We start from the raw sequence: 23,559 nt of genomic DNA, 5'->3' as shown, positions 1-23,559 counted from the left end.
ATTACAGCTTTATGCCAATTATAAACGGACGTCCAATTGATAAGGAAAAAAAGAAATAGTAAACGAAAAACAAGTAGCTTTAATCAAATAGATATATTTTTAGTATTATTTGCAATATTCTTAACAGGACTCTGCTTATTACTAATAATTAAAAATTCACTCATTAAAAACATATTCAATGAACAAATTAACAATAATGACAATTTTGAATTTAGCCAATCAAAACCTAATAAGATAGAAGCAAAACTAGAGAATACAAAAAATGAAACTATTAAAATACTTAACAATGAAAAATTTTTAATAAAGCCACCTGAAATACAAAAAATTGAAGAAGAATTTAAATATCAAGAACAAAAATACTTAAAAAACAAAAAAGAAGTTAAACTATATTTTATAAAAGTTACCGCTGAGGGACATTTTTTAAAACAATGGATTAAGCGAACCATTCAATATGATAAAAACATTCTCAAAGAAACATTAAAAGCACTAATTAACGGTCCTAATGAATATGAACTTAAAAATAATTTCTTAAGTTTAATTCCTATCAACACCAAAGTATTAAACTTAAGTATAAATGATGGAATTGCTCACATAAATTTATCTAAAGAATTTTATGAAAATAGTTTTGGAGTAGAAGGAACAATTAATCAGGTCAAGCAAATTATTTTAACATGTCTTGAAATTCAAGGAATCAACGGAATAACTTTAAAAGTTGAAAACAACCCAATAATACTTGAAGATTTAAATTTAGACTTTTCAGGAATCTTAGATAACAAAAAACTCGCAAAATATTAAAAATTAATATCATCAAGAAGGGCAAGAGATTGCATAAGATTCATTGAATTATCTTTAACAACCAAAAACATAAATTCTTGATTTCCTTTCCGTCCTTTGGTTGCAAGTTTTAATATATTTTTAATTTGTAGATTATTATCATAAAACTTTTTAATTACCTTATTTAATATCTTACTTAGATATCTCTTTCCAACTACACCATTAAAATCTTTTATATCTAAATTTAATCCTTTAAGCTCAAATTGAGGTTTAACAAGAACAACGATAAGCTTATCAGAAAGTTTATCAATTAAATTTGCACATATACTAATTACAGATCTAAAAGAAACATCAATAACGGCTAAATTAGGTTGTATGTCAAATTGTTTAATAGCAAAAATATTAGTCTTTTCAAAAACTTTAACCCTTGGGTCAACTCTTAACTTATAAGATAGCTGATTAAATCCAACATCAACTGCATAGACTAACTTTGCACCTTCTTGCAAAAGACAATCTGTAAAACCACCTGTTGAAGCACCAACATCTATACAGATTTTATCTTTAACTGTAATTTTAAATGTTTCTAAAGATTCAAAAAGTTTATGACCTCCTCTTGAAACAAATTGCCTAGACTCACTCTCTATTAAGTTTATTTTACTATTTCTTAACAGCAAAACCTTAGGATTTCTTTCTTTGTGAGAATTGACATACACCCTGCCGGTCAAAATTAAAATTCTAAGTTCTTCTCTTGTTAAACCTGGATAATTCTTGCAAAGTACATTTAATAAACTATTTCTGTATTCTTTCAATTTTCAAAGCACGTCCTGTTTTTAAATGAGAAGTAATAACAACGCCCTGTATAATCACATCCTCTTCAACAGTTTCTGTTCGTAAAGCCACATATTCAAGTAATCCTTTAAGAGAAATCTCGGGATTAAACCCTATTACAGAATTCAAACTACCTGTCATCCCAAGATCACTAATATAAGCAGTCCCCTTATCTAAAATTCTCTCATCTTGCGTCATTATATGTGTATGCGTACCAACAACTCCAGTTACCAATCCGTTCAAAAAATATCCAAAACTCTCTTTCTCATAATTACTCTCAGCATGAAAATCAACAAAAATAGTTTTAACTTTATTTCTAATCATGTTAACAACTTTCTTTATATTTTCAAAAGGATTTTTAACAATGAAAGTCATTCCTACAAATCCCTGAATATTTATAACAGCAACTTTTTCATTTTTAACATTTAAAATACAATACCCATGTCCTTCAAGAAGATCTGAAAAATTATTTGGTCTTAAAATATACTCCTGTTTATCCAAATATTCCCTTATACTATGATCTGCATAAACATGATTACCTGTAGTAATAACATTCACACCTGCCTTAAAAAGATTTTCTGCTATCTCTGGAGTAATTCCAAAACCACCTGAAGAATTTTCCCCGTTGACAATTGTCAAATCTATATTATATTTCTCTTTAAGATTTTTAAGATTAAAAAAAACCTTTTTAAGACCCCCATTACCTATGACATCTCCAATTATTAACGCTCTAATCACACCGTTATCTTGCATACTCAATAACTCTAGTTTCACGAATAATAGTAACTTTTATTTTACCAGGATATCTCATCTCAACTTCTATTTTCTTTGCAATATCTCTTGCAAGCATAGTAGCTTTTTCATCATTAATTAATAAATTGTCAACGATGATTCTAACTTCACGACCTGCCTGAATTGCATAACACTTTTGAACACCCTCAAATCCATATGCAATCTCTTCAAGTCTCTTAAGTCTATTTATATAATTGTTCAAACTTTCACGTCTTGCACCAGGACGAGATGCAGAAATAGCATCAGCTATTTGAACGACGATAGCCTCAAAACTTTCAGGCTTTATTTCATTATGATGTGCAGCAATAGCATTAACAACAATATCGCTCTCTCCACAACTCTGAGCAAGCTCAGCACCCGTAATAGCATGCCCCTCACTATTCTCAGAAATACTTTCCATACCCTTTCCAATATCATGCAAAAGACATGCTCTCTTGACAACAACAGGATCTAATTTCATTTCTTTAGCTAAAATTTCTCCGATTATTGCTGTTTCTTTTGAATGACTTAGAACGTTTTGACCATAACTGCTTCTAAAGTAAAGCCTTCCAAGACCTCTAATAAGCCTTTTGTCAAATCCATGTATATTTAAATCAAATACTGCCTTTTCACCTTCCTCAAGAATAATATTATTGATCTCATTAGTAACACTATAAACAATTTCTTCAATTCTTGCAGGATGAATTCTCCCATCTGCAACGAGTCTTTCAAGGGTCCTTTTTGCTATCTCCTTTCTTACTGGATCAAAACACGATATAACAACAGCCTCAGGAGTATCATCAATAATAATATCTGCACCTATTAATGTTTCAAGAACCCTGATATTACGTCCTTCTTTACCAATAATTCTACCTTTCATCTCATCATTAGGCAGCTCAACAGAAGTAACTGTAAACTCAGAGCTGACCTCTGTTACTATACGTTGCATAGTAGAGACTAATATATCTTTAGCTACCTTATCTGCTAAAAGCTGAGCCTCTTGCTCACTTTTATTAATAATTATTTGAGCATCTCTCTTGGATTCATTTTCAACTTTTTCAATTACAATCTTTTTTGCTTCTTCTTTTGTAAGACCAGCAATATTTTCTAACTTTTTAACAAGAGATAATTCCTTATCTCGTATGATTTTTTCTTTTTGCTCAAATTCCTTAAGCTTAAAATCAATCCTACTTTGCTGCTTATCAAGAGCTGATATTCTTTTATCTAAAGTCTCTTCTCTTTGTAATAACCTTCTCTCTAAATTAAAAACCTCATTTTTTCGCTCCCTTATTTCCCTATCCTGCTGGTTCTTCTCTTTAAGCATTTGAGCTTTTGCATGTGAAATAACTCGTTTTTTTTCATTTTCTATCTCTACGATTGCCTCTTCTTGTACTTTCTTTAGCTTTTTATCTAAATTTAATAAAGAAAATCTACCTAAAATAATTCTTATTAAAAAACCTAATACAATACCTAAAACACCAGCAAGAATAGAAGAAAAAGTAATATATGACATACAATTTACCCCCTATTCTACCAAACCAATTAAATATAAACCCTTTAGAAGGATATATTTAATACGTAAGACTATTGCTTTTCTTCTAAGGTTTTATCAACTAGTTCAAGAATTGCCATTTCAGCTGCATCCCCATACCTTTGTCCTAGCTTAATAACCCTAGTATACCCACCCTTTCTTTCTTTAAAGATAGGGGAAATCCTAGTAAATAATTTATTCAGAATATATTTATCATGTATAAACTTTGATACTTCTCTTCTATTATGCACGCTATCAACTTTAGCCCTAGTAATTAATTTTTCAGCAAATCTCTTAACTTCACTCAATTTTGCTTTAGTAGAAATTATTTTTTCATGCCTAAAAAGAGAAATTACCATATTTCTTAAAAGCGCCTTTCTATGACTTGACTTTCTATCTAACCTATTAAATCCTACCTTAGTCTTCATATAACAATGATCTCCCTTCTAATGAGATATTTTATCGTTTTTATTCAATATTTTTAGAGCTTCTGCCTTAGACATTCCCAAAAATAATCCATAAGTGTTAAGCTTTTCAATTATTTCTTCCAAACTTTTTTTCCCAAAGTTCCTTGCCTTCGAAAGATCCTCTGCACTTTTGCTAATAAGTTCTCCTAAAGTCTTAACATTTTCCTTGGTTAAACAATTCAGAGATCTAACAGATAAATTTAATTTCTCAATATTTATGCTAAGTATATCGGAATCTCTAAGTTCAGAATTCTCAACAGAATGTACAACCTTATCTTCAAAATTAACCAATGGAAGCAAAAAGTCCCTCACTATAGAAGCCGCTTTTTTAATTGCGTCTTTAGCACTAATTACACCTGTTGTCCAAATTTCCATAACAAGTTTATCATAATCAGACCTCTGTCCAACTCTAGTATCTTCAACAGAATATGTAACCTTTTCTATTGGAGAAAATATAGAATCAAGTGCAATGGTATTAACTTCTTCTAAATATTTAGCATTCTGTTCAGAAGAAACATAACCTCTCCCATAATTGATTTGAAATTCAAAATCCAAATTTGCCTCACTTGAAAGCGTAGCAATAACTAAATCTTTATTAAAAACTTCAACACCCTCTCTTTCAAGATGAACTGCCTTTAAAACATTAGTATCTTTTCCATTAACAGAAAGACTTATTGTAGTACTATTAACTCCCTCATCTAATTTTAAGTGAATATTCTTAATATTAGCAATTACTTCAAGAGTATCCTCTACAACACCTGGTATTAAATCAAATTCACTTGAAACAATCTTTAAAGACCCACCTTGATTAGACTGAATCCTCATAGCAGAAATAGCATACCCTTCAATAGAAGATAGCAAAACTCGCCTTAAAGTGTTCCCAATAGTAACACCAAAACCTTTCTCAAAAGGATACATTATAAATTTTCCATAAGAACTATCATCTTCTCCTCTTACAAACTCAATCCTATCAGGTATAGTAAAATCTTTCAAAAGCTTTCCTAAAGACATCAATAGCTCCTCTAACTAAACTCGTCTAGTTTTCTTAGGTCTACACCCATTATGCGGTATTGGAGTAACATCTGAGATTGATTTAACAATTATACCTGTTGATCCAACAGTTCGTATGGCAGACTCTCTACCAATTCCCGGACCTTTAACAAAAACATGAACATAATTAATACCAAAATCCTTAACTTTACCTAAAGCCGATTCTGCAGTCATCTGAGCAGCATAAGGAGTCGATTTTTTAGCACCCTTAAAACCCATTCCACCTGCACTTGCCCAAGCTAAAGTATTTCCTCTTATGTCTGATACAGTTACGATGGTATTATTAAAAGTAGCCTGTATATAAACATTGCCTTCACCAATATTTTTTTTTACCTTTTTTTTATTAGTTGATACTTTTGCACTCAAACTTATCTCTCCTCCATAAGCAAAATAACTTTATTTAGCAGCCATCTTCTTATTAGCCACAGTCTTTCTCTTTCCCTTCCTGGTTCTTGCATTAGTTTTAGTTCTTTGACCTCTTAAGGGTAAACCTTTTCTATGTCTAAGGCCTCTATAACATGCAATATCCATAAGCCTCTTAATAGACATAGCTAACTCACTTCTAAGCTTTCCCTCAACAACATAATCACTTTCAATTATTTTTCTAAGCTTATTAACTTCATCATTATCCAAATCTTTAGCTCTTTTTTCTGGTAAAATATCTGTTTTTCTGCAAATTTCTAAAGCTCTAGCTCTTCCTATACCATAAATAGACGTAAGAGCTATTTGAAGTTGTTTGTTATTTGGCAAATCTATTCCTGCTATCCTAGCCATTTTTTCCCCTTATTTTTGTCTTTGTTTATGTTTAAGATTATCACAAATAATTCTTAAAACACCTTTTCTCTTTATCACTTTACATTTTTCACAAATTGGCTTTACACTTACCCTAACTTTCATAAATTACTCCTAAATTTTCTGCAAAAAAGCATACTTTTTGCCAGGCCCACGAGATAATCCTTGAGTCTTTAAATATGCATCAATCTGAATTAATGTATCAAGAGCTACTCCTACCATAATAAGGAGTGAAGAACTACCCATAATCCTTGAGACATCATAAGGAAATCTAAAAATATTCTGCACTAAAAACGGAATAATTGCAATAATAGATAAAAAAATAGAACCTGAAAATAATGTTCTATTCATAATTCTATCTAAATAACCCTCCATCTCATCCGCCTTTATACCTGGAATAGTTCCCCCATTTTTGCGAATATTATTACTTATATCTTTTGGACTTAATTGTATCTTTGAATAAAAATATGTAAAACCTATTATTAAGACTACATTCAACAAAGTATAATAAAGCCCATTAGGTCTTAAATAAGATAAAATTTGTCTTGAGAGAACAGAAGTTCCAGCAAATCCACTCAAAATTTGCAAAGGCAAGGTAATAAGCACAGATGCAAAAATAACAGGCAAAACACCTGACGGATTAAGCTTAATTGGTAAATATGAACTAACTGTATTCCTTGAATTTGCTCTAGCATAATGAATAGCAATTCGTCTTTGCGCCTTATATTCATATATGATCAATATAACAACCAAAATAAACACACTTAATACCAGTATCACAAAGACAGGATTAACATTTTGAGATGGATCTCGCATGCTCTGAAAAAGATTAAATAAAGCCGCTTGAAGTCTAACCACTATTCCTGAAAAAATTATTAAAGATACACCATTCCCAATTCCTCTCTGATTAATTTGTTCACCAAGCCACAAAAGAACAAATGTGCCTGTTGTAACTGTTAAAATAGCAATAAAAATATATCTATAAAAAGGCATATTAAGTGCACCTGGAATGCTTTTAGCATAAAGACTAGTGGCATATCCTTGGGCTACAGCCGCAACAATTGTTAAATATTTTGTGTATTTTTTTATTTTTTTTCTTCCATTATCCCCTTCTTGTATCTTTTTAAGAGAAGGAAAAGAATAAACAAGAAGCTGAATAATAATTGATGCTGAAATATAAGGACCTATGCTAAGCATAAATATAGAAAAATTACTAAAAGCACCACCTGAAAAAAAATCAAAATAATTAGTAATTGAAAAATCTGACTGGGATTTAAAATAACTTCTAAGCGCCACAGGATCTATCCCTGGTATTGGCAAGTAAGAGCCAACTCTAAAAATAAAAAGAATAAACAGAGTAAATAAAAATTTGCTCCTTAAATCCTTAATTGTAAATAAATTAAAAAACAAACCTTTCATTTCACTACCATTTTAAACCAATTTAATACTGCAACCAATTTTCGTTGCCAATTTTTCAGCAGACTTTGAAATACGCGAAACTTCAAAATTCACTTTCTTAGTAAGCTCGCCATTAGCCAAAATCTTGATATTTTTTTTATTCTTACTTATAAGCCCTTTTTGTAACAAAGTATTATAATTGACTAAATCTCCATCCTCAAATTTTCTATCTATATCCCCAAGTCCTACAATCTCATACTTTACCTTATAATCATGATTGGAAAAACCTCTTATTGGAAGTCTTCTATAAAGAGGCGTTTGTCCTCCTTCAAAACCAATCCTTGGCGAATTATTTCTAGCTTTTTGTCCCTTTTGTCCTCTCCCAGAGGTCTTCCCAAGACCAGAACCTGGCCCTCTACCAACAATTTTTCGAGACTTATTAGCTCCTAAAGGTCTCCTTAGCTTAATCATTCTTTACCTCACTTAATAAAACCATGCTAATTACACTATTAAGCATCCCTTGAAGAGACTTGTTTAAAATATGAACTTTTTTATCTCCTATTCTCTTAAGACCCAAAGCTTTCAATGTCTTAACCTTACTGTCTAATTTCCCAATAAGACTTCTCTTAAGCTCAACCTCGATCTTAATATCGCTCTTAATAAGAATTTCTCTATTATTTTTCATCTTTTTAATAAAAGCCTTATTCTTCAACCTAGATCTTGAGGCTTTAAACCTAATCTTTTTAAGCTGAAGTCGCAATTTTCTCTTAATCATAAACTAACCCCATAAAGTCCTTAAAGTTTTACCTCTTATTTTTGCTACTTTTCTAGCATCTAAAACCAAGTCAAATGCTTTAAAAGTCGCCTTTACCACATTCATAGAATTATTTGAACCAAGAGATTTACTTAAAATATCATGAACTCCCAAAGCTTCCATGACAGCACGAACAGGTCCACCTGCAATAATACCAGTACCTTGAGTTGCTGGCTTAATTAAAACTTTGGCTTTTTTAAAATCCCCAATGATCATATGAGGAAGAGTGCCCTTTTTAATAGGAATAACCCTTAAATTTTTTCTAGCACTCGCTAAACTCTTCTTTATTGCATCACTAGCATCATTGGCCTTACCAAATCCCCAGCCAACTTGACCTTCGCCATCACCAACAACCATAAAAGCAGAAAAAGAAAACCTTCTTCCACCCTTTACAACTTTAGTCACCCTACTTAATGATATCAATTTCTCTATTTGCTTTTTATGAACTTGAGATTCCACTATAATTCCCCCTAAACATCAATACCGGCTTCACGCAAAGAAGTTGCAAAACTTGCAATAAGACCATGATATTTATAACCATTTCTATCAAAAATAAGTTTATTTATGTTTTTATCTTTAAGTTTCTTTGCAAGAACTTCGCCAAGTTTCCTTATATCATCAATATTTTTGTTCAATTTAAGATCTTTTTCAATAGTAGAAACACTTGCAAGAGTATGACCCGCCACATCATCAATGACTTGAACATAAAAATATTTATTGGACTTAAAAACTGTAACCCTAGGCCTATCTGCAACACCAAATCCAATTCTATCTCTTATTCTCTTTTTACGCTTTATATTTCTTTTTTCAGCTTCTTTTACTTTTTTCATAAATACTCACCTAAAACCTATTTTTTTACTCCTGATTTCCCTACTTTGCGTCTGATTACTTCATTATCATATTTAATTCCTTTACCCTTATATGGTTCAGGCACTCTCAAACCTCTAATCTCAGCAGCAACCTGTCCAACGCTACACTTATCTATACCCTCAACAGCAATTTTGGTATTACCATCAAGTCGAATATTAATTCCTTCGGGAATCACATACTCAAATTGAGTTGAATATCCTAAGTTAAAAAAAAGACTTGTTCCTTGTTGCTCAACCCTGTACCCTATACCACTAATAGTAAGAGATTTTGAAAATCCATCAGATACTCCCTTAACCATATTAGAAATTAAACTTCTATAAAGTCCATGAAAAGCTCTTGTCTGTTTATCGTCAAAAGAACGCTCAACAATAATATTACTATCCTTAACTCTAACCTTAATGCTACTCTTTAGTTCTTGGCTTAATTTGCCTCTCTTGCCTTCAACTGTTACTATGTTGTCTTTAATATCAACCTTCACAGAATCAACTATCTTTATAGGAAGTTTACCAATACGTGACATATTTACCTACCTCTTAACCTTACCAAACTGAGCAAATTAGCTCACCACCTACTTTATTATCTTTGGCTTGCTTGCCAGTAATAACACCTTTTGAAGAAGACACTATTAATATGCCATACCCATTCTTTATCCTTGGCATATTTTTGTATGAAGAATAAACTTTTCTACCAGGAGTCGAAATAGCATCTATTCTATTTATAGCCGGATTTCTCTTATTATCATAATTTAGTATTGCCTTAATAAAAGAAATGCCTTTCTTATCAAAGATATTATAATTCTTAATATATCCTTCTTCCTTCAGAATGTCTAAGATAGATTTATTTATTTTAGACATCTTTAAGTCTACAGACTCATGCTTAACCCTACTTGCATTTCTTATCTTAGTTAACATATCTCCCACTGAATGCGTAACAGCCATAAATTCTCCTTACCAGCTTGATTTTGAGACACCAGGAATTAATCCTGCAGATGTATGATTCCTAAAGCATATACGACACATACCAAAATCTCTCATATACCCCTTTGGACGCCCACATAACTTACATCTATTTTTTTGTCTCGTTTTATATTTTGGCTTTCGTAAGGCCTTAACTATCATTGATTTTTTAGCCATAAATAAAAACTCCTTTAATTACTAAATGGCATACCAAACTTCGAAAGCAAAGCTTTACCCTCTCTGTCGTTTAAAGCCGTAGTTACTATTGTAACATTCAAGCCAGATATCCTCTCTATTTTATCATAATCTATCTCAGAAAATATTATTTGCTCTGCTATTCCAAAAGAGTAATTACCATTGCCATCAAATGCATTGCCATTTACACCTCTAAAATCTTTAACACGAGGTAACGCCAAATTAATAAGTTTATATAAAAACTCATACATAATATCACCGCGAAGAGTAACCTTAGCGCCTATCGCTTGACCTTGTCTAATCTTAAACCCAGCAATGGCTTTTTTGGCCTTTGTCTTAACAGCCCGTTGACCAGTGATTTGGCTAAGCTCATAAACAGCTGAATCTAAAAGCTTTTTATTTTTAACAGCATCACCAACTCCCATAGAAACAATAATTTTTTCTATTTTTGGAGCTTGCATAATAGATTTATATTGGAACTCACTAACAAGCTCTTTTATAATATTATCTTTATAATGCTTTTTTAACGCAGGAACATAACTCATAAGCTAAACATTCTCCCCATTCTTTTTAAGGTATCTCTTTTTTTCATTATTTTCAAATTTAAACCCTATTCTTGAAGCTATACCACTTGAAAATAACATTACATTTGAAATATCTATAGGTGCTTCCTTATCAATTATCTTGCTCTTTTCTTGAGGAGTTCTTGCCTTGACAACCTTCTTAACCATATTACAAGACTTAACAATAACCTTAAGATTTTTCCTATCTATGCTAACAACCTCACCCGTTTTACCTCTATCCTTACCACAAAGAATTTTTACATTATCGCCTACTTTCAACTTCGTCTTCATAAATAGCCCCTTATATCACCTCTGAAGCCAATGAGACAACTTTCATAAAATTAGCATCCCTTAGCTCTCTTGCAACAGGTCCAAAAACTCTCTTACCTCTTGGATTCAAGTTAGCATCAAGTATAACACATGCATTATCATCAAATCTAACATAAGTCCCGTTCTTCCGTCTTATCTCTTTTGAGGTCCTAACAACTACGGCTTTATGTACCTCGCCTTTCTTAATAGGTGAATTGGGAATTGCTTGCTTCACAGCAATAACTATTATGTCTCCAACCCTAGCAGATCGTTTTTTACTTCCACCAAGAACTTTTATGCACTCTGCTATCTTACCGCCCGTATTGTCAGCAACCGTTAAATATGTCTGCATCTGTACCATAATTAATCTCCTCTACAAAAATAACTGAAATTATTTTGACTTCTCCAAGACTTCAACAAGCATCCATCTTTTTTCTTTACTAATCGGCCTGGATTCAATAATCTTTACCTTATCTCCAAGTTTTGATTCTTCTCTCTCATCATGAGCCTTTACTCTTCTGCTAACTTTTAAGTACTTATGATAGATAGGATGCATTTTTCTTTGAACAATTTCAACAACTATTGTTTTACTCATCTTATCACTAACAACCTTTCCAATTAGCTCTTTCTTATTTTCCCTTGCCATAAAACTTAAACCTTCCTAATACCTATTTCATATTCATGAACTATTGTTTTAAGCCTTGCAATATCTCGCCTCAGCTCTCTTTTTTTTAAAGGATTCTCAACATGACCAACCACAGCCTTAAATCTTAAGTCCATATATTCTTTTTTTAAAGCCAATCCCTTAGCTTTCATATCTTCAAGAGTAAGATCCCTAAATTTTTTCGACATAACTCACCTCAAATCTCGCCTTACCACAAATGTAGTTTTAACCGGGAGCTTAGAACTGGCAAGCATCATAGCTGCCTCAGCAAGTTCTCTAGGCACTCCAGCCATCTCAAACATAACGGTTCCAAGCTTAACAGGAGCATTCCAATGATCAACACCTCCCTTACCTTTACCCATTCTCGTTTCAGCTGGCTTTTTAGTATAAGGCACATCTGGAAATATTCTGATCCAAACTTTACCTCCCCTCTTAACTCTACGTGTCATAGCAACACGAGCTGCTTCAATCTGCCGTGCAGTAATAAAATATGTCTCAAGAGAAACAAGTCCATATTCTCCAAAAGATATCTCGTTACCCTTCTGAGCCTCTCCAGAAAGTCTTCCTCTTTGCTTCTTCCTATATTTAACCTTTCTAGGACTTAACATTTAACGCTCCTTAAAGATTCTAGACATCAGAACCATTTTTCTTTTTAAAACTACTATTGGATTTAGATCCAAATTCTAATTTTTTTTTAGAAAATTTATCGTCATTGACAACTTTTTTACTCTTATCATCTACTCTATTTTTGTCAAAATGCTCACTCTTTTCTCTCGAAGTTTTTTTGTTAATTACCTGACCAGCATCTGAATTAGTCTGTTTTCCTAAAACTTCTCCCTTAAACAACCAAACTTTAACACCAATAACACCATAAGTTGTCTGAGCTTCGGCAAAACCATAATCTATATTAGCTCTAAGAGTATGTAAAGGAATACGTCCTTCTTTAACTTCAAAACTTCTGGCAATCTCAGCCCCACCAAGCCTGCCTGAAACTTTAATTTTTACACCTTGAACACCTTTGGAAATAGAAGATAAAAGTGAAGACTTTAAAAGTTTTCTATAAGAAGCTCTATTTTCTAGTTGCTTTGCTATTCCATTAGCAACAATTTGCGCATCAAATTCTGGCTTCTTAATCTCTTTTATTTTAATATTAATTTTTTTAGATATTTTTCTAGTTAATAATTGTCCAATTTTTTCAAGATTGGCGCCCTTAACACCAATAACAGAACCAGGTCTTGGAGTGGAAATTATTACTGTTACTCTTTGAAGATTATTTCTAATAATCTCTATATCAGAAATATCAAACCTAATTCCTTTAAGAAACTTCATAGTTTCCCGTCTTATTAAGAAATCTTCGTGAAGAATCTCAGAATATAACTTTTTATCAAAATACCACTTTGATTTCCAATCCCTATTGATCTTAATTCTTAAACTGTAAGGATGTACTTTTTGACCCATATCTTATTCTCCACCATACATCTTTTCATAAACTTCAACAAAAATATGACAACTTCTGTTAACAAGCCTATCTGCTCTACCTCTAGCTCTAGGCCAAACGCTCCTACGCCTTCGCCCATCGTCTACCATGACTGTTTTTATAAAAATCATATCTTCAGAAAGTTTTCTGTTATGATACATAGCATTCGATGCGGCTGATTTGACCACCTTACCTAAAAGTTTAGCACATTTATTGGGCATAGAACAAAGTATCGCAACAGCTTCACTGTAAGGCTTACCTCGTATATTATCGGCTATAGGCCTTACTTTTTTTGGAGAAGATGGCAAATTTTTGCCTCTTGCAGTATATCTTCTATTTACAAACATAAACTCTACTTCCTTCCCTTCTTATCTGATTTAGCATGTCCCCTAAAAATTCTTGTAGGTGAAAATTCCCCAAGCTTATGCCCAACAAGATCTTCAGTAATATACACAGGAATAAAAGACTTCCCATTGTAAACAGATATAGTAAGACTTACCATCTCAGGAATTATTGTTGAGGCTCTAGAATAGGTTTTAATTACCACCCTTTTCTCTCTGCCAGAAGAGGCTAAAACTTTTTGATAAAGACTCTTTTCTATAAAAGGTCCTTTTTTAATAGATCTTGCCACTACACACTCCTAATTATTTCTTCTTTTAATGATAAATTTATCTGAGTACTTATTTTTCTTACGAGTCTTATATCCCTTAGTTGGCTGTCCCCAAGGAGATACAGGATGACGACCACCAGAAGTTTTACCCTCCCCACCTCCATGTGGATGGTCGATAGGATTCATCGCAACACCTCTTACCTTAGGCCTTTTACCAAGCCATCTACTCTTACCAGCTTTACCAATAGAAACATTTATATAATCTTCATTGCCAACTTCTCCAAGAGTCGCTATGCATTTTTTAAAGATCATTCGCATCTCACCTGATGGAAGCTTAACTGTTACATAATCTCCCTTAGAAGCAAGCACCATCGCATAGCCTCCAGCACCTCTTACAAGCTGTCCACCTTTTCCAATATTAAGCTCAATGTTATGCACTGCTTTACCAATAGGAATGTCCTCAAGTGGCAAAGCATTGCCAATCCTTATTGGAGCATTTGGACCACTCTCCAAAATATCACCGACTTTAATTCCTTTAGGAGCAATAATATATCTTTTATCCCCATCTCTGTAAACAAGCAAAGCTATATTAGAACTTCTATTTGGATCATACTCAATAGACACAACTCGAGCAGGTATACCAAACTTATCCCTTCTGCCAAAGTCAATCTCTCTATACCGTCTTTTATGTCCTCCACCTCTTCTTCTAACACTAATTCTTCCAGAAGAATCTCTTCCAGCCCTAGATACCTTCCCTCTAGTTAAAGACTTCAAAGGACTATTACCCTTACTTAACTCATCAAAAGATAAAGTTGTCTTATAACGTAAAGATGAAGTTTTTGGCTTATAAGTCTTAATACCCATATTTTTCTCCAAAACCACTAAAAAATATCTATCTTATCTTCTTTTTTAAGATAAACGTACGCCTTTTTCCATGAAGAAGTTTTTCCCTTACCAATAGGATAACCTTTCCTTGACACAACCATTTTAACCTTGCTCTTAACATTAAGCAAATTACATGATATTGGAGTAACATTAAAAAGCTCTTTAATCGCAGCGCCAATCTCTTTTTTATTTGCTTGCTTCCTAACCTTAAAAGCATAAACATTCATATTCTCTCTTTGAATATTAGTTTTCTCAGTAAGCATAGGCGAAATTATTATATCATAAGCTTTCATAACTCATCCTTACTATCCCTTTTATTTAACATAAAGCTCATTAAGTCCATTAATAGCAGACTCAAGTGCTATTAAATTTTTAGCATAAAATAAATCAACAACTCTAAGTCTATTAAAAGATAAAATCTTTAAATCTCTTATATTTTTTCCTGCTCTTTTAACCATTTGATCATCATTACCCAATAAAATTACTGTTTTACCATTAATCTTTATAAAATTTTTCATTATTAAAGCAAGATCTTTTGTCTTTCCTGATTCAATAGTAAAATTTTCAACAATTTTTAATCTATCTTCTACAGATACACACAGACTAAGAACAGATCTAAAAGCAAGCCGTTTAACTTTTTTTGGAAGCTTATAACTATAGTCTCTTGGTTTTGGCCCTAAAGCTACACCTCCACCAACCCAAACAGGATTTCTCTTAGTACCAACCCTAGCACGTCCTGTACCCTTTTGTTTCCAAGGTTTCTTTGAACTACCCCTAACCTCAGACCTAGTTTTAGTTGAAGCTGTTCCAACCCTAAGATTGGCTAGTTCATTATTAATAGCATTATATATAGAACCATAACTAATATCTATATTAAAAACTCCTTCCTCTAAATTTATAGTTCGAAGTTCTTGTCCATCCTTAGAAAAAACTTTTCTTTCCATACTAAACACCCACTTTTTTCGCCTTTTTAACAATAACAAAAGAACCCTTAATCCCTGGCACAGCTCCTTTTACCAAAATGGCTCTTTTCTCTTCATCAATAAAAACAACTTCAAGATTTTGAATAGTTTGTTGCTCTCCACCCATTCTGCCAGCCATTTTAGTTCCCTTAAAGGTTCTAGCAGGTGTAGTAGCTTGACCTGTACCACCAAGATGTCTATGAAACTTAGAACCATGAGAAGATGGACCACCACTAAAATTATGCCTCTTCATAGCCCCTTGAAAACCTTTACCCTTAGTAGTACCAGTAATATCCACATACTTAATCTCCCTAAAAGCATCAAGTCCGATTTCATCGCCAGCATCATAACCTTTAAGACCCTTAAATTCTATCACATATCTCTTAGGTTCAACATTCTCTAAGTTTTTATACTGACCTCTTATAGGCTTTGAAATTTTAGAACTCCTAAGATCGACAGAACCCATTATCAGAGCATCATATCCATCTCTTTCTACCGTTTTTTTTCCTATAACATAATTGGGCTCAAATTCTATCACCGTAACAGGCACCACAACTCCATTGCCTTGAAAGACCTGCGTCATGCCAACTTTTTTTCCAATCAATCCCAACATTAAAACACCTCAAATTCATAACTTAAAAAATCTATTTACTGCTTAATATCAACCTCCACTCCTGCAGGAAGCTCTAATTTCATTAAAGAGTCCATCAAAGCAGAAGTAGGCTCTAAAATATCAATAAGCCTCTTATGAGTTCTCATTTCAAACTGTTCTCTTGATTTTTTATTAACATGAGGAGAACGCAAAACAGTATATTTTTTTATCTTTGTCGGCAAAGGAATAGGACCTTTAATTTGTGCCTTAGATTTTTGAACAGCCCTAACAATAGACTCAGCACTCTGATCTAATATCTTAACATCAAAACTAAAAAGTCTTACCCGTATCTTATCTTTAGTAATCAATTTATTCTCCTAAACTTTAGAGATATACAAACCTCTAAACCCTACACTATTCCAATATTTCAAGAATTCTTCCTGAAGCAACAGTTCTACCGCCTTCTCTAACAGCAAATTCAACATTCTTATCCATAGCTATTGAAGATATAAGTTCAACAACAATGTCAACATTATCCCCTGGCATAACCATTTCTTTGCCCTCTAAGCTAACCATACCTGTAACATCTGTTGTTCTAAAGAAAAACTGTGGTCTATATCCTGAAAAGAATGGTTTATGTCTTCCGCCTTCTTCCTTAGTTAGACAATATATAGAAGCCTTAAACTTCTTATGAGGAGTAATTGTACCAATAGCAGCAATAACCTGACCTCTCTCAATATCCTTTTTATCAACACCTCTTAACAAAAGACCAACATTATCCCCTGCTTGACCTTGCTCAAGAATCTTTTGAAACATTTCAACACCAGTAACGGTTGTCTTCCTAGTTTCTCTAATTCCAACGATTTCAACTTCTTGTCCAACTTTAATAACACCTCTCTCAATACGACCAGTAGCAACAGTACCACGTCCAGAGATAGAGAAAACATCTTCAACAGCAAGCAAAAATGGTTTATCAATATCTCTTTGGGGAAGATCAAAATAATTATCCATAGTTTCAAGAAGTTCCTTTATGCATTTTGTAGCTTCAGGATCATCAGGATTTGACATAGCTCCAAAAGCTGAACCCTTTACTATTGGTGTATCACCAGGAAATCCATATTTTTCAACAAGCTCTAAAACTTCAACTTCAACAAGTTCAACAAGCTCAGGATCTGCCAAATCTAGTTTATTTAAAAATACTATTATTTTATTTATCCCCATTCGCTGAGCAAGAAGTAAATGCTCTTTTGTCTGAGGTTCTGCTCCACTATCAGCAGCAACCAACAATACCGCAGCATCCATCTGAGCTGCACCTGTAATCATATTTTTAATATAGTCAGCGTGGCCAGGACAATCAACGTGAGCATAATGCATGCCCGCAGTTTCATACTCAATATGTCTGGCATTTATTGTTATTCCTCTTGCCTTCTCTTCGGGCGCATTATCAATATCTTCATATTTAAGCGCCTTAGCATCTTTATTTACCTTTGAACAATAAATACTAATAGCAGCGGTTAATGTTGTTTTACCATGGTCAACATGCCCTATTGTGCCCACATTCATATGCGGTTTTGTTCTCTGAAAGACTTCCTTAGCCATGAATCACCTCCCAAAATTTGTAATCTAAATCTTTATCTATTCTTCAAAACTCTTATTGTTAAGAATCTTATTTTGTTTCTTTATAAAAAGATACAATAATTACACATTAAGTAAAACTACTATATTTACAAAAAACATAACTTTTTAGAAATTGACCCGATTTCCGTGTTTTTCTAAAAGAATCCTTAATAACTCCATTAGTTTACATATTATTTAGAATATAGTCAATACATTTAACATGTTAATATAAAAAAATTAAAAATAAGCAACATTGCACAAATAAACAATTGACAATCATAAAGATAATTTAAATTTTAAGAAAAAAAATGACATGAATACTAAAATCTACCAATCATTTCATGCTTATCATTAAAAAGGTTACAATAAAATAACAATATGTCACAACACAATTTGGAAAAAAGACTATTAAATATTTTTACAATATTCATTGTATCCATAACTACATCATGTATAAAAAACAGTTCTGTTAAATCAAAAGAAATTAGCAGAGAGATTACTCATATTATTAGCATAAAAAAAGATACAAAAAAGATTGAAATCGTAAAATTTCATACTAACAATAAAAACGAATTAATCATTACTCTTAAAAATAACAAAAAAATAGCTATAAAGCAAAATTCATTAGCAATTTTTAAGAAAGGAAATAAAACCGGCCATATAATTAAAGAAGGCCTTAAAGCAGGAGAAGAAAAAACCTTTAAATTAAAAATCAATACCAATAAGAGACAAAAAAACATATTTTATATATTTTTAAAACAAGATTAATTTATCAAGATCTATTAATGGTCAATTTTGTATAATTTCTCTACTTACCAAAACCAATTTATCTACTCTTGATTCCTAATAAGATTAACATAAAACGAACGTAAAATGAACCAATCCGAATTTGAACATCGATCTTATTGTGCCTTCGCCCAATATTTAGTAAAAGTCAAACACAACAAGATAATCAAAGCCACATAATTTGAAATTATAAAAGCATATCCCAACGAATCTTCCATAAATCCAAAATATTGCAAAATAAACACAGCTGGCAAACGAATAATCCAAAGACGAATACAGATAACAATCATAACAAGCTTTGTAAAGCCTGCTCCTATCAATCCTCCAAAAAAAACTTGTTGCAATCCAAATCCAACAGCTCCAATCGATGCCAATAAAAAATAACTATTAGCATAACCAACAACTTCCAAATCATTTGTAAAAGTTTCTATTATAATCTCTTTAAAAGATATTAAAAATGATGTAACTGTGATCATTATTATCAAGGTAACAAAAAATCCCTTTTTTAAAATATCTTCTACCCTGCTAATATTCTTTGCACCAAGATTTTGTCCAACAATCGCAATAATTCCAGTACCAATACTCATTCCAGGAAGAAGTAAAAAAGAAATAATATTATTAGCCATACCATAAGCAGCTAAAAACTTTGAGCTGATTTGAATTACAATGTAATTAAAAATTAAAAACGACAGGGAAGCCATCATCTGTCCAAAAATTGCCGGCAATCCCAAATTAATAATATTTTTTATTATAATAATATCTGGAGCAATGTCTCTTAAACGCACTTTAAGTCCGCAATTTAGTCTATAAGTTAAAAAAAAATAAGAAAAAACTGTCATTAATTTTGAAAAAAGAGTAGACCAAGCAGCACCGGCAATACCTAAACCAAAAGTAAACATTAAAATTGGATCAAGAATAAAATTAATAACATTTGCAACCAAAATCAGCATCATTGCAATGACAGTCTCTCCTTGAGCATTTAATATGTACACAACGGAAACACTTAGAAACATTACTGGTATCGCATAGATTACGACATAAAAATAAGATTTTGTAAGTTCTCTAAGTTCACCACTTACATTCATAATATCTAAAATTGAATCTATAAAGACTAAAACTAAAACTGCAACAAACAAAGACAATACAAAATTTAAAAAAATTAATTGCCCTGCATATTTTGAAAACTTAGAAAAAGTCTCTTCTCCAATACATCTAGACATTAATGATACACTTCCTATAGCCATTCCCATAGCAAAAACCATAATAAAGAAATTAATAGGACCAGTAAGAGATAATGCGGCAAGTGGCATAACTCCAAGTTTCCCAACATAAAACATATCTACAAGCTCATAAAAAGCCTGAAGAACATTAGTTATCACGATAGGAAAACTAATAACTAAAAGCACTCGATATAAATTGCCTTCTAATATTAATTCCCTCGTTTTAGTTCTACTTAATAACATAAAGAACACACCTTGGATTTTATTATACTGATAAATTGTCAAATTCTATAAAAAAAATGTTTTATTGAACTTTATAAAAATAAATAAAACAGATTAAGAAAATTATGAAAAAACTTTCTTCTTCCATAAACACCAAAGATATACAAATGCATAAAACACTGTATTTTGCAATGCAAAACACATAGACTAATCCATAAATCTGGATAATACTAACAATAACATTTTTTTATCTTGTCTATAATCAAATAAAAATAAAATTTTTCACCTCTCTTCCACTCTCGTAATCTTTGCTCCTAAAGCACCTAACTTGACAACAACATCCTCATATCCTCTTTCAATTTGATAAACATTTTGAATACGACTCTCACCTTCAGCACAAAGAGCTGCAATAAGCAAAGACATGCCAGCCCTAACATCAGGAGAAGATACATTACTTCCTTTAAGAATGGTTTTTCCTGTGACCACCACACGATGGGGATCACAAAGGACGATCTGAGCACCCATTTTAATAAGCTTGTCTACAAAAAACATTCTTGATTCAAACATTTTCTCAAAAATAAGAACAGTTCCGTAAACTTGAGTCGCAGTTACTATCATTATACTCATAAGATCTGTTGGAAAAGCTGGCCAGGGCCCATCATCAATTTTGGGAACATGTCCCCCAAAATCCAATTTCACCTTCAAATCCTGTTTTTCTTTGACATATATATTTTCATTGTCATACTCAAAATTAATGCCAAGCCTTGAATATACATGACTTATTAAAACAAAATTTTTAGGATCAGCTTTATTAATCTCAAGCTCACCACCCGTTAATGCAGAAAGACTAATTAAGGAACCTACCTGCATGAAATCAGCACCTATACGAAATCTAGTACCACTTAATTTTTTTACACCCTTTATTCTAAGAACATTAGAACCAATACCAGAAATATCAGCACCCATAGAATTCAACATGTTACACAAATCTTGCACATGCGGTTCACATGCAGCATTAATTATTACAGTCTCACCAAAAGCAAGAACAGCAGCCATAATAATATTTTCAGTAGCAGTAACTGATGCCTCATCTAAAAACATATAAGCACCAACTAACTTATCTATTTCCAAAACAATCCGTTCACCCTCTATCAACCTAGCACCAAGCTTGCCAAGTCCATAAAAATGAGTATCAAGACGTCTCTTACCAATAACATCTCCACCAGGAGGAGCAATGTCGATTTTACCACATCTAGCAATCATAGGCCCCAAAAACAAAATTGAGGCCCTAATTAAATCCGTCAAGGAAGAATCTATCTCGGTCTTCACAACATTTAAAGCCTTAATTTTAAGAATATCACCTTCCCTTAATACTTCAGCCCCTATATCCTTTAAAATGCTTAAAATAACTTCTACATCTTTAATATCTGGAATATTTTCTAAAATAACTTCCTCATCTGTAAGTAATGTCGCTGTAATGCAAGGCAAAGCCGCATTCTTATTTCCACTAGCTGTTATCTTTCCACCTATTTTAAAACCACCCTCTACAAGATAGTTATACATTATTACCTCCACACTAAACAAAACTTGTATACATAAAATACATTTTAGAAAATCAAAAATATCTCTTTAAACATCATTACTATTCTCAAGATAGCCATCAAAATCGATATATTCTCTTACAATTTCAACCTTAACAGCTTTACCATTATCAATATCAACTATAACACCATTAAAGCCAAGTCCATCCCAGGATTCAGTAAATCGATTATTCAAAAAACCTCTTAAGAATTTATCTATCTCAAATTTAGGCTCGTATCCAATAACACTATTTAGACTACCAACTCTACCAAGATCAGTAATAACCGCAGTACTATCAAAAATCCTAAGATCTGCTGTTAATATTCTCTTACCAATACCTAAACAAGCACTAACTCTAGATTTTAGATAAAAAAACATAGCATTAACCTCAGCTGTAGTATTTGAATCAAAAAGCACAATTATATTATTAGTGTGTAACTTAATTTTTTCATAAAAATAATCAAAAGCAAAAAAAGGATTATTAAAATTATATTTTGTAATTCCCGTCTGTCCAACAAGTCTAATTACAGCAACCTTACTACCACTAACACTGTAAATAAAATAAGAGTAACCTTTTAATTTAGTAGGACAATTTAAAGGTTTTAAAATAAAATTATATTTATCAAGTTCATCACTTAGTCCAGCTCTTACAAACGCATTTTCTCCTAAAGTTAAAACGTCTACACCATACTTTTTTAGCAAAAATGCATGTCTCTTACACAGACCGCGAAACCCTGTAGTAAAATTATTACCAGATATCACAAAATCAATTCCCTTTTTTTGTTTAAAAGAAGATAAAAAGTTCTTTATCACAACAATGCCAGGCTTACCTACAACCTCCCCAGCAATCAAAATCCGCAAACTCACGAAAGCCTCTCTCTTTATTTATCCAGATTAAAAAACTTAGAAATAATATTTTTTAAAATAATACTTGATAAAACATAGCTTATCACAATTGCAATAATAATCATAAAAAAAACTAAAACAAACTGAAAAACAGACGAAACAATAATATTTAGTTTAGCAATACAAAAAAATTCAAGAAAAAAAACCAAAAACATTAAAGACAAATTAATTAATGAACATAAAATAAAGTATAAAATTTTCATAAATTGGTACTTTGATTTTTGGCAAACAAATCGTAAATTATAAACAAAGTTATTCCTATAACAACATAACTGTCTGCAAAGTTAAAAGTTGGCCATCTCTGAAGTCCAAAAATACCGAAAAATTTCACATCCAAAAAATCTACAACCCCTAACGGTCTAAAAAATCTATCGATAATATTCCCAATACCACCAGATAAAATCAATACAAGAGCAATTCTAGCTATTCTATTAGTTTCTTTCAAAGCAAAAGAAAAAACAAAAATCAAAATAATAATAGGAATTATAAGAAAAAATAAATTCTTCAAGCTAGGATCAATATTAGAACCTATTGAAAATAAAACACCAGTATTTCTTACATGTATTATTTTAAAAAAATCTCCAAAAAAAGATAAATACTCAGTTCCAATTCTGATATATTTAACAACTAAATACTTAGACCACTGATCAAAAAAAACTAAAATAGAGATAAATATAAAATTGTTAATTAATCTGCTTCTATTTATATTCATATGAAAT

Annotated in this window: 37 protein-coding genes; 2 read left to right on the top strand and 35 right to left on the bottom strand. The window is 31.9% G+C overall.

Features of this window, described 5'->3' with window-relative positions; all coding sequences use genetic code 11:
- Positions 1-36 precede the first annotated feature (36 nt).
- The gene (locus bvRMA01_RS02570; RefSeq protein WP_011772453.1) at positions 37-795 is read left to right on the top strand and encodes a GerMN domain-containing protein; all 759 of its coding nucleotides are present in this window, start codon (positions 37-39) and stop codon (positions 793-795) included.
- Here the strand turns inward: bvRMA01_RS02570 and bvRMA01_RS02565 are convergent.
- From bvRMA01_RS02565 to tuf, 31 genes are all read right to left on the bottom strand, one after another.
- Entirely contained in the window at positions 792-1,583 is a 792-nt protein-coding gene (locus tag bvRMA01_RS02565; RefSeq protein WP_011772452.1) for a TlyA family RNA methyltransferase, read from the bottom strand. The two genes, bvRMA01_RS02570 and bvRMA01_RS02565, sit on opposite strands and share 4 nt — an antisense overlap.
- Positions 1,564-2,355, bottom strand: a complete 792-nt coding sequence (locus bvRMA01_RS02560) for a TIGR00282 family metallophosphoesterase (RefSeq protein WP_247031953.1) — start codon at positions 2,353-2,355, stop codon at positions 1,564-1,566. Before bvRMA01_RS02560 ends, bvRMA01_RS02565 begins: the two co-directional genes overlap by 20 nt.
- A complete protein-coding gene (rny, locus tag bvRMA01_RS02555) occupies positions 2,345-3,886 on the bottom strand; it encodes a ribonuclease Y (RefSeq protein WP_119024172.1) in 1,542 nt (513 codons plus the stop codon). The genes bvRMA01_RS02560 and rny overlap by 11 nt, the downstream gene beginning before the upstream one ends.
- A 71-nt stretch (positions 3,887-3,957) precedes the next feature.
- Positions 3,958-4,332 (bottom strand): 50S ribosomal protein L17, encoded by a 375-nt coding sequence (gene rplQ / locus bvRMA01_RS02550; protein ID WP_247031951.1) that lies wholly within the window; start codon positions 4,330-4,332, stop codon positions 3,958-3,960.
- An 18-nt stretch (positions 4,333-4,350) separates the two neighbouring features.
- Positions 4,351-5,382 carry a DNA-directed RNA polymerase subunit alpha gene (locus bvRMA01_RS02545; protein WP_041178486.1) on the bottom strand — a complete coding sequence of 344 codons (1,032 nt, stop codon included), beginning with the start codon at positions 5,380-5,382 and terminating at the stop codon, positions 4,351-4,353.
- Between the two features lie 15 nt (positions 5,383-5,397).
- Positions 5,398-5,787: a 30S ribosomal protein S11 gene (rpsK, locus tag bvRMA01_RS02540; RefSeq protein WP_011772447.1), complete on the bottom strand. Its 390-nt coding sequence runs from the start codon at positions 5,785-5,787 to the stop codon at positions 5,398-5,400.
- A 30-nt stretch (positions 5,788-5,817) separates the two neighbouring features.
- Positions 5,818-6,195 (bottom strand): 30S ribosomal protein S13, encoded by a 378-nt coding sequence (gene rpsM / locus bvRMA01_RS02535; RefSeq protein ID WP_011772446.1) that lies wholly within the window; start codon positions 6,193-6,195, stop codon positions 5,818-5,820.
- A gap of 9 nt (positions 6,196-6,204) precedes the next feature.
- Positions 6,205-6,318 carry a 50S ribosomal protein L36 gene (gene rpmJ / locus bvRMA01_RS02530; RefSeq protein ID WP_002557090.1) on the bottom strand — a complete coding sequence of 38 codons (114 nt, stop codon included), beginning with the start codon at positions 6,316-6,318 and terminating at the stop codon, positions 6,205-6,207.
- A 9-nt stretch (positions 6,319-6,327) separates the two neighbouring features.
- A complete protein-coding gene (gene secY, locus bvRMA01_RS02525) occupies positions 6,328-7,632 on the bottom strand; it encodes a preprotein translocase subunit SecY (protein WP_247031941.1) in 1,305 nt (434 codons plus the stop codon).
- A 12-nt stretch (positions 7,633-7,644) separates the two neighbouring features.
- Positions 7,645-8,082 carry a 50S ribosomal protein L15 gene (gene rplO / locus bvRMA01_RS02520; protein ID WP_011772444.1) on the bottom strand — a complete coding sequence of 146 codons (438 nt, stop codon included), beginning with the start codon at positions 8,080-8,082 and terminating at the stop codon, positions 7,645-7,647.
- The gene (gene rpmD, locus bvRMA01_RS02515; RefSeq protein ID WP_011772443.1) at positions 8,075-8,386 is read right to left on the bottom strand and encodes a 50S ribosomal protein L30; all 312 of its coding nucleotides are present in this window, start codon (positions 8,384-8,386) and stop codon (positions 8,075-8,077) included. Before rpmD ends, rplO begins: the two co-directional genes overlap by 8 nt.
- Positions 8,387-8,389: 3 nt before the next feature.
- Positions 8,390-8,884, bottom strand: a complete 495-nt coding sequence (gene rpsE / locus bvRMA01_RS02510) for a 30S ribosomal protein S5 (protein ID WP_247031939.1) — start codon at positions 8,882-8,884, stop codon at positions 8,390-8,392.
- Positions 8,885-8,895: 11 nt separating this feature from the next.
- A complete protein-coding gene (rplR, locus tag bvRMA01_RS02505; protein ID WP_011772441.1) occupies positions 8,896-9,255 on the bottom strand; it encodes a 50S ribosomal protein L18 in 360 nt (119 codons plus the stop codon).
- Between the two features lie 17 nt (positions 9,256-9,272).
- Complete coding sequence (rplF, locus tag bvRMA01_RS02500; RefSeq protein WP_247031936.1) at positions 9,273-9,815, bottom strand: 50S ribosomal protein L6; 543 nt, start codon at positions 9,813-9,815, stop codon at positions 9,273-9,275.
- 19 nt (positions 9,816-9,834) lie between these two features.
- On the bottom strand, positions 9,835-10,233 hold the full coding sequence (gene rpsH, locus bvRMA01_RS02495; RefSeq protein WP_011772439.1) for a 30S ribosomal protein S8: 399 nt from the start codon (positions 10,231-10,233) through the stop codon (positions 9,835-9,837).
- A 9-nt stretch (positions 10,234-10,242) separates the two neighbouring features.
- Complete coding sequence (locus bvRMA01_RS02490; RefSeq protein WP_247031934.1) at positions 10,243-10,428, bottom strand: type Z 30S ribosomal protein S14; 186 nt, start codon at positions 10,426-10,428, stop codon at positions 10,243-10,245.
- A gap of 14 nt (positions 10,429-10,442) precedes the next feature.
- Positions 10,443-10,991: a 50S ribosomal protein L5 gene (gene rplE, locus bvRMA01_RS02485; protein ID WP_247031932.1), complete on the bottom strand. Its 549-nt coding sequence runs from the start codon at positions 10,989-10,991 to the stop codon at positions 10,443-10,445.
- A 3-nt stretch (positions 10,992-10,994) separates the two neighbouring features.
- Positions 10,995-11,300 carry a 50S ribosomal protein L24 gene (gene rplX / locus bvRMA01_RS02480; RefSeq protein ID WP_011772436.1) on the bottom strand — a complete coding sequence of 102 codons (306 nt, stop codon included), beginning with the start codon at positions 11,298-11,300 and terminating at the stop codon, positions 10,995-10,997.
- A gap of 10 nt (positions 11,301-11,310) precedes the next feature.
- Positions 11,311-11,679, bottom strand: a complete 369-nt coding sequence (rplN, locus tag bvRMA01_RS02475) for a 50S ribosomal protein L14 (RefSeq protein ID WP_011772435.1) — start codon at positions 11,677-11,679, stop codon at positions 11,311-11,313.
- A gap of 30 nt (positions 11,680-11,709) precedes the next feature.
- Positions 11,710-11,964, bottom strand: coding sequence for a 30S ribosomal protein S17 (gene rpsQ, locus bvRMA01_RS02470; RefSeq protein WP_011772434.1), 255 nt, complete (start codon positions 11,962-11,964; stop codon positions 11,710-11,712).
- 5 nt (positions 11,965-11,969) lie between these two features.
- Entirely contained in the window at positions 11,970-12,170 is a 201-nt protein-coding gene (gene rpmC / locus bvRMA01_RS02465; RefSeq protein WP_247031930.1) for a 50S ribosomal protein L29, read from the bottom strand.
- 3 nt (positions 12,171-12,173) lie between these two features.
- Positions 12,174-12,590 (bottom strand): 50S ribosomal protein L16, encoded by a 417-nt coding sequence (gene rplP / locus bvRMA01_RS02460; protein ID WP_011772432.1) that lies wholly within the window; start codon positions 12,588-12,590, stop codon positions 12,174-12,176.
- 19 nt (positions 12,591-12,609) lie between these two features.
- Positions 12,610-13,440, bottom strand: a complete 831-nt coding sequence (gene rpsC, locus bvRMA01_RS02455) for a 30S ribosomal protein S3 (RefSeq protein WP_247031928.1) — start codon at positions 13,438-13,440, stop codon at positions 12,610-12,612.
- A gap of 3 nt (positions 13,441-13,443) precedes the next feature.
- Positions 13,444-13,806, bottom strand: a complete 363-nt coding sequence (gene rplV, locus bvRMA01_RS02450) for a 50S ribosomal protein L22 (protein ID WP_247031926.1) — start codon at positions 13,804-13,806, stop codon at positions 13,444-13,446.
- A 5-nt stretch (positions 13,807-13,811) separates the two neighbouring features.
- A complete protein-coding gene (gene rpsS / locus bvRMA01_RS02445) occupies positions 13,812-14,090 on the bottom strand; it encodes a 30S ribosomal protein S19 (RefSeq protein WP_011772429.1) in 279 nt (92 codons plus the stop codon).
- Between the two features lie 9 nt (positions 14,091-14,099).
- Entirely contained in the window at positions 14,100-14,933 is an 834-nt protein-coding gene (rplB, locus tag bvRMA01_RS02440) for a 50S ribosomal protein L2 (RefSeq protein ID WP_247031924.1), read from the bottom strand.
- Positions 14,934-14,950: 17 nt separating this feature from the next.
- The gene (rplW, locus tag bvRMA01_RS02435) at positions 14,951-15,247 is read right to left on the bottom strand and encodes a 50S ribosomal protein L23 (RefSeq protein WP_011772427.1); all 297 of its coding nucleotides are present in this window, start codon (positions 15,245-15,247) and stop codon (positions 14,951-14,953) included.
- Positions 15,248-15,268: 21 nt separating this feature from the next.
- Positions 15,269-15,898, bottom strand: coding sequence for a 50S ribosomal protein L4 (gene rplD, locus bvRMA01_RS02430; protein ID WP_041178484.1), 630 nt, complete (start codon positions 15,896-15,898; stop codon positions 15,269-15,271).
- A gap of 1 nt (position 15,899) precedes the next feature.
- Positions 15,900-16,529 (bottom strand): 50S ribosomal protein L3, encoded by a 630-nt coding sequence (gene rplC / locus bvRMA01_RS02425; RefSeq protein WP_247031922.1) that lies wholly within the window; start codon positions 16,527-16,529, stop codon positions 15,900-15,902.
- 35 nt (positions 16,530-16,564) lie between these two features.
- On the bottom strand, positions 16,565-16,876 hold the full coding sequence (gene rpsJ, locus bvRMA01_RS02420) for a 30S ribosomal protein S10 (protein ID WP_011772424.1): 312 nt from the start codon (positions 16,874-16,876) through the stop codon (positions 16,565-16,567).
- A gap of 46 nt (positions 16,877-16,922) precedes the next feature.
- Positions 16,923-18,107, bottom strand: a complete 1,185-nt coding sequence (gene tuf / locus bvRMA01_RS02415; protein ID WP_011772423.1) for an elongation factor Tu — start codon at positions 18,105-18,107, stop codon at positions 16,923-16,925.
- 411 nt (positions 18,108-18,518) lie between these two features.
- Here tuf and bvRMA01_RS02410 point away from each other — a divergent pair, with 411 nt between their 5' ends.
- On the top strand, positions 18,519-18,893 hold the full coding sequence (locus tag bvRMA01_RS02410) for a hypothetical protein (protein WP_433996712.1): 375 nt from the start codon (positions 18,519-18,521) through the stop codon (positions 18,891-18,893).
- A gap of 134 nt (positions 18,894-19,027) precedes the next feature.
- Here the strand turns inward: bvRMA01_RS02410 and bvRMA01_RS02405 are convergent, their stop codons facing one another.
- From bvRMA01_RS02405 to lspA, 4 genes are all read right to left on the bottom strand, one after another.
- Entirely contained in the window at positions 19,028-20,374 is a 1,347-nt protein-coding gene (locus bvRMA01_RS02405) for an MATE family efflux transporter (protein WP_247031917.1), read from the bottom strand.
- 261 nt (positions 20,375-20,635) lie between these two features.
- Complete coding sequence (murA, locus tag bvRMA01_RS02400) at positions 20,636-21,916, bottom strand: UDP-N-acetylglucosamine 1-carboxyvinyltransferase (protein ID WP_247031915.1); 1,281 nt, start codon at positions 21,914-21,916, stop codon at positions 20,636-20,638.
- A 66-nt stretch (positions 21,917-21,982) separates the two neighbouring features.
- Positions 21,983-22,801, bottom strand: coding sequence for a TIGR00282 family metallophosphoesterase (locus bvRMA01_RS02395; RefSeq protein WP_011772419.1), 819 nt, complete (start codon positions 22,799-22,801; stop codon positions 21,983-21,985).
- Between the two features lie 238 nt (positions 22,802-23,039).
- Complete coding sequence (gene lspA / locus bvRMA01_RS02390; RefSeq protein ID WP_011772417.1) at positions 23,040-23,552, bottom strand: signal peptidase II; 513 nt, start codon at positions 23,550-23,552, stop codon at positions 23,040-23,042.
- Positions 23,553-23,559: the final 7 nt, after the last annotated feature.

The organism is Borrelia venezuelensis (genome assembly GCF_023035835.1).
Classification (GTDB): domain Bacteria; phylum Spirochaetota; class Spirochaetia; order Borreliales; family Borreliaceae; genus Borrelia; species Borrelia turicatae.
Note: the sequence above shows the minus strand (reverse complement) of the source record. Positions and strands in the feature narration are given on the sequence as shown.

Bases quoted from the DNA above. Each gene is read 5' to 3' on its own strand.
- bvRMA01_RS02560 (WP_247031953.1), bottom strand. From the start codon at position 2,355: ATGCAAGATAACGGTGTGATTAGAGCGTTAATAATTGGAGATGTCATA.
- rny (WP_119024172.1), bottom strand. From the start codon at position 3,886: ATGTCATATATTACTTTTTCTTCTATTCTTGCTGGTGTTTTAGGTATT.
- rplQ (WP_247031951.1), bottom strand. From the start codon at position 4,332: ATGAAGACTAAGGTAGGATTTAATAGGTTAGATAGAAAGTCAAGTCAT.
- bvRMA01_RS02545 (WP_041178486.1), bottom strand. From the start codon at position 5,382: ATGTCTTTAGGAAAGCTTTTGAAAGATTTTACTATACCTGATAGGATT.
- rpsM (WP_011772446.1), bottom strand. From the start codon at position 6,195: ATGGCTAGGATAGCAGGAATAGATTTGCCAAATAACAAACAACTTCAA.
- rpmJ (WP_002557090.1), bottom strand. From the start codon at position 6,318: ATGAAAGTTAGGGTAAGTGTAAAGCCAATTTGTGAAAAATGTAAAGTG.
- secY (WP_247031941.1), bottom strand. From the start codon at position 7,632: ATGAAAGGTTTGTTTTTTAATTTATTTACAATTAAGGATTTAAGGAGC.
- rplO (WP_011772444.1), bottom strand. From the start codon at position 8,082: ATGATTAAGCTAAGGAGACCTTTAGGAGCTAATAAGTCTCGAAAAATT.
- rpmD (WP_011772443.1), bottom strand. From the start codon at position 8,386: ATGATTAAGAGAAAATTGCGACTTCAGCTTAAAAAGATTAGGTTTAAA.
- rplR (WP_011772441.1), bottom strand. From the start codon at position 9,255: ATGAAAAAAGTAAAAGAAGCTGAAAAAAGAAATATAAAGCGTAAAAAG.
- rplF (WP_247031936.1), bottom strand. From the start codon at position 9,815: ATGTCACGTATTGGTAAACTTCCTATAAAGATAGTTGATTCTGTGAAG.
- rpsH (WP_011772439.1), bottom strand. From the start codon at position 10,233: ATGGCTGTTACGCATTCAGTGGGAGATATGTTAACTAAGATAAGAAAT.
- bvRMA01_RS02490 (WP_247031934.1), bottom strand. From the start codon at position 10,428: ATGGCTAAAAAATCAATGATAGTTAAGGCCTTACGAAAGCCAAAATAT.
- rplE (WP_247031932.1), bottom strand. From the start codon at position 10,991: ATGAGTTATGTTCCTGCGTTAAAAAAGCATTATAAAGATAATATTATA.
- rplX (WP_011772436.1), bottom strand. From the start codon at position 11,300: ATGAAGACGAAGTTGAAAGTAGGCGATAATGTAAAAATTCTTTGTGGT.
- rplN (WP_011772435.1), bottom strand. From the start codon at position 11,679: ATGGTACAGATGCAGACATATTTAACGGTTGCTGACAATACGGGCGGT.
- rpsQ (WP_011772434.1), bottom strand. From the start codon at position 11,964: ATGGCAAGGGAAAATAAGAAAGAGCTAATTGGAAAGGTTGTTAGTGAT.
- rpmC (WP_247031930.1), bottom strand. From the start codon at position 12,170: ATGTCGAAAAAATTTAGGGATCTTACTCTTGAAGATATGAAAGCTAAG.
- rplP (WP_011772432.1), bottom strand. From the start codon at position 12,590: ATGTTAAGTCCTAGAAAGGTTAAATATAGGAAGAAGCAAAGAGGAAGA.
- rpsC (WP_247031928.1), bottom strand. From the start codon at position 13,440: ATGGGTCAAAAAGTACATCCTTACAGTTTAAGAATTAAGATCAATAGG.
- rplV (WP_247031926.1), bottom strand. From the start codon at position 13,806: ATGTTTGTAAATAGAAGATATACTGCAAGAGGCAAAAATTTGCCATCT.
- rplB (WP_247031924.1), bottom strand. From the start codon at position 14,933: ATGGGTATTAAGACTTATAAGCCAAAAACTTCATCTTTACGTTATAAG.
- rplW (WP_011772427.1), bottom strand. From the start codon at position 15,247: ATGAAAGCTTATGATATAATAATTTCGCCTATGCTTACTGAGAAAACT.
- rplD (WP_041178484.1), bottom strand. From the start codon at position 15,898: ATGGAAAGAAAAGTTTTTTCTAAGGATGGACAAGAACTTCGAACTATA.
- rplC (WP_247031922.1), bottom strand. From the start codon at position 16,529: ATGTTGGGATTGATTGGAAAAAAAGTTGGCATGACGCAGGTCTTTCAA.
- tuf (WP_011772423.1), bottom strand. From the start codon at position 18,107: ATGGCTAAGGAAGTCTTTCAGAGAACAAAACCGCATATGAATGTGGGC.
- bvRMA01_RS02405 (WP_247031917.1), bottom strand. From the start codon at position 20,374: ATGTTATTAAGTAGAACTAAAACGAGGGAATTAATATTAGAAGGCAAT.
- murA (WP_247031915.1), bottom strand. From the start codon at position 21,916: ATGTATAACTATCTTGTAGAGGGTGGTTTTAAAATAGGTGGAAAGATA.
- lspA (WP_011772417.1), bottom strand. From the start codon at position 23,552: ATGAATATAAATAGAAGCAGATTAATTAACAATTTTATATTTATCTCT.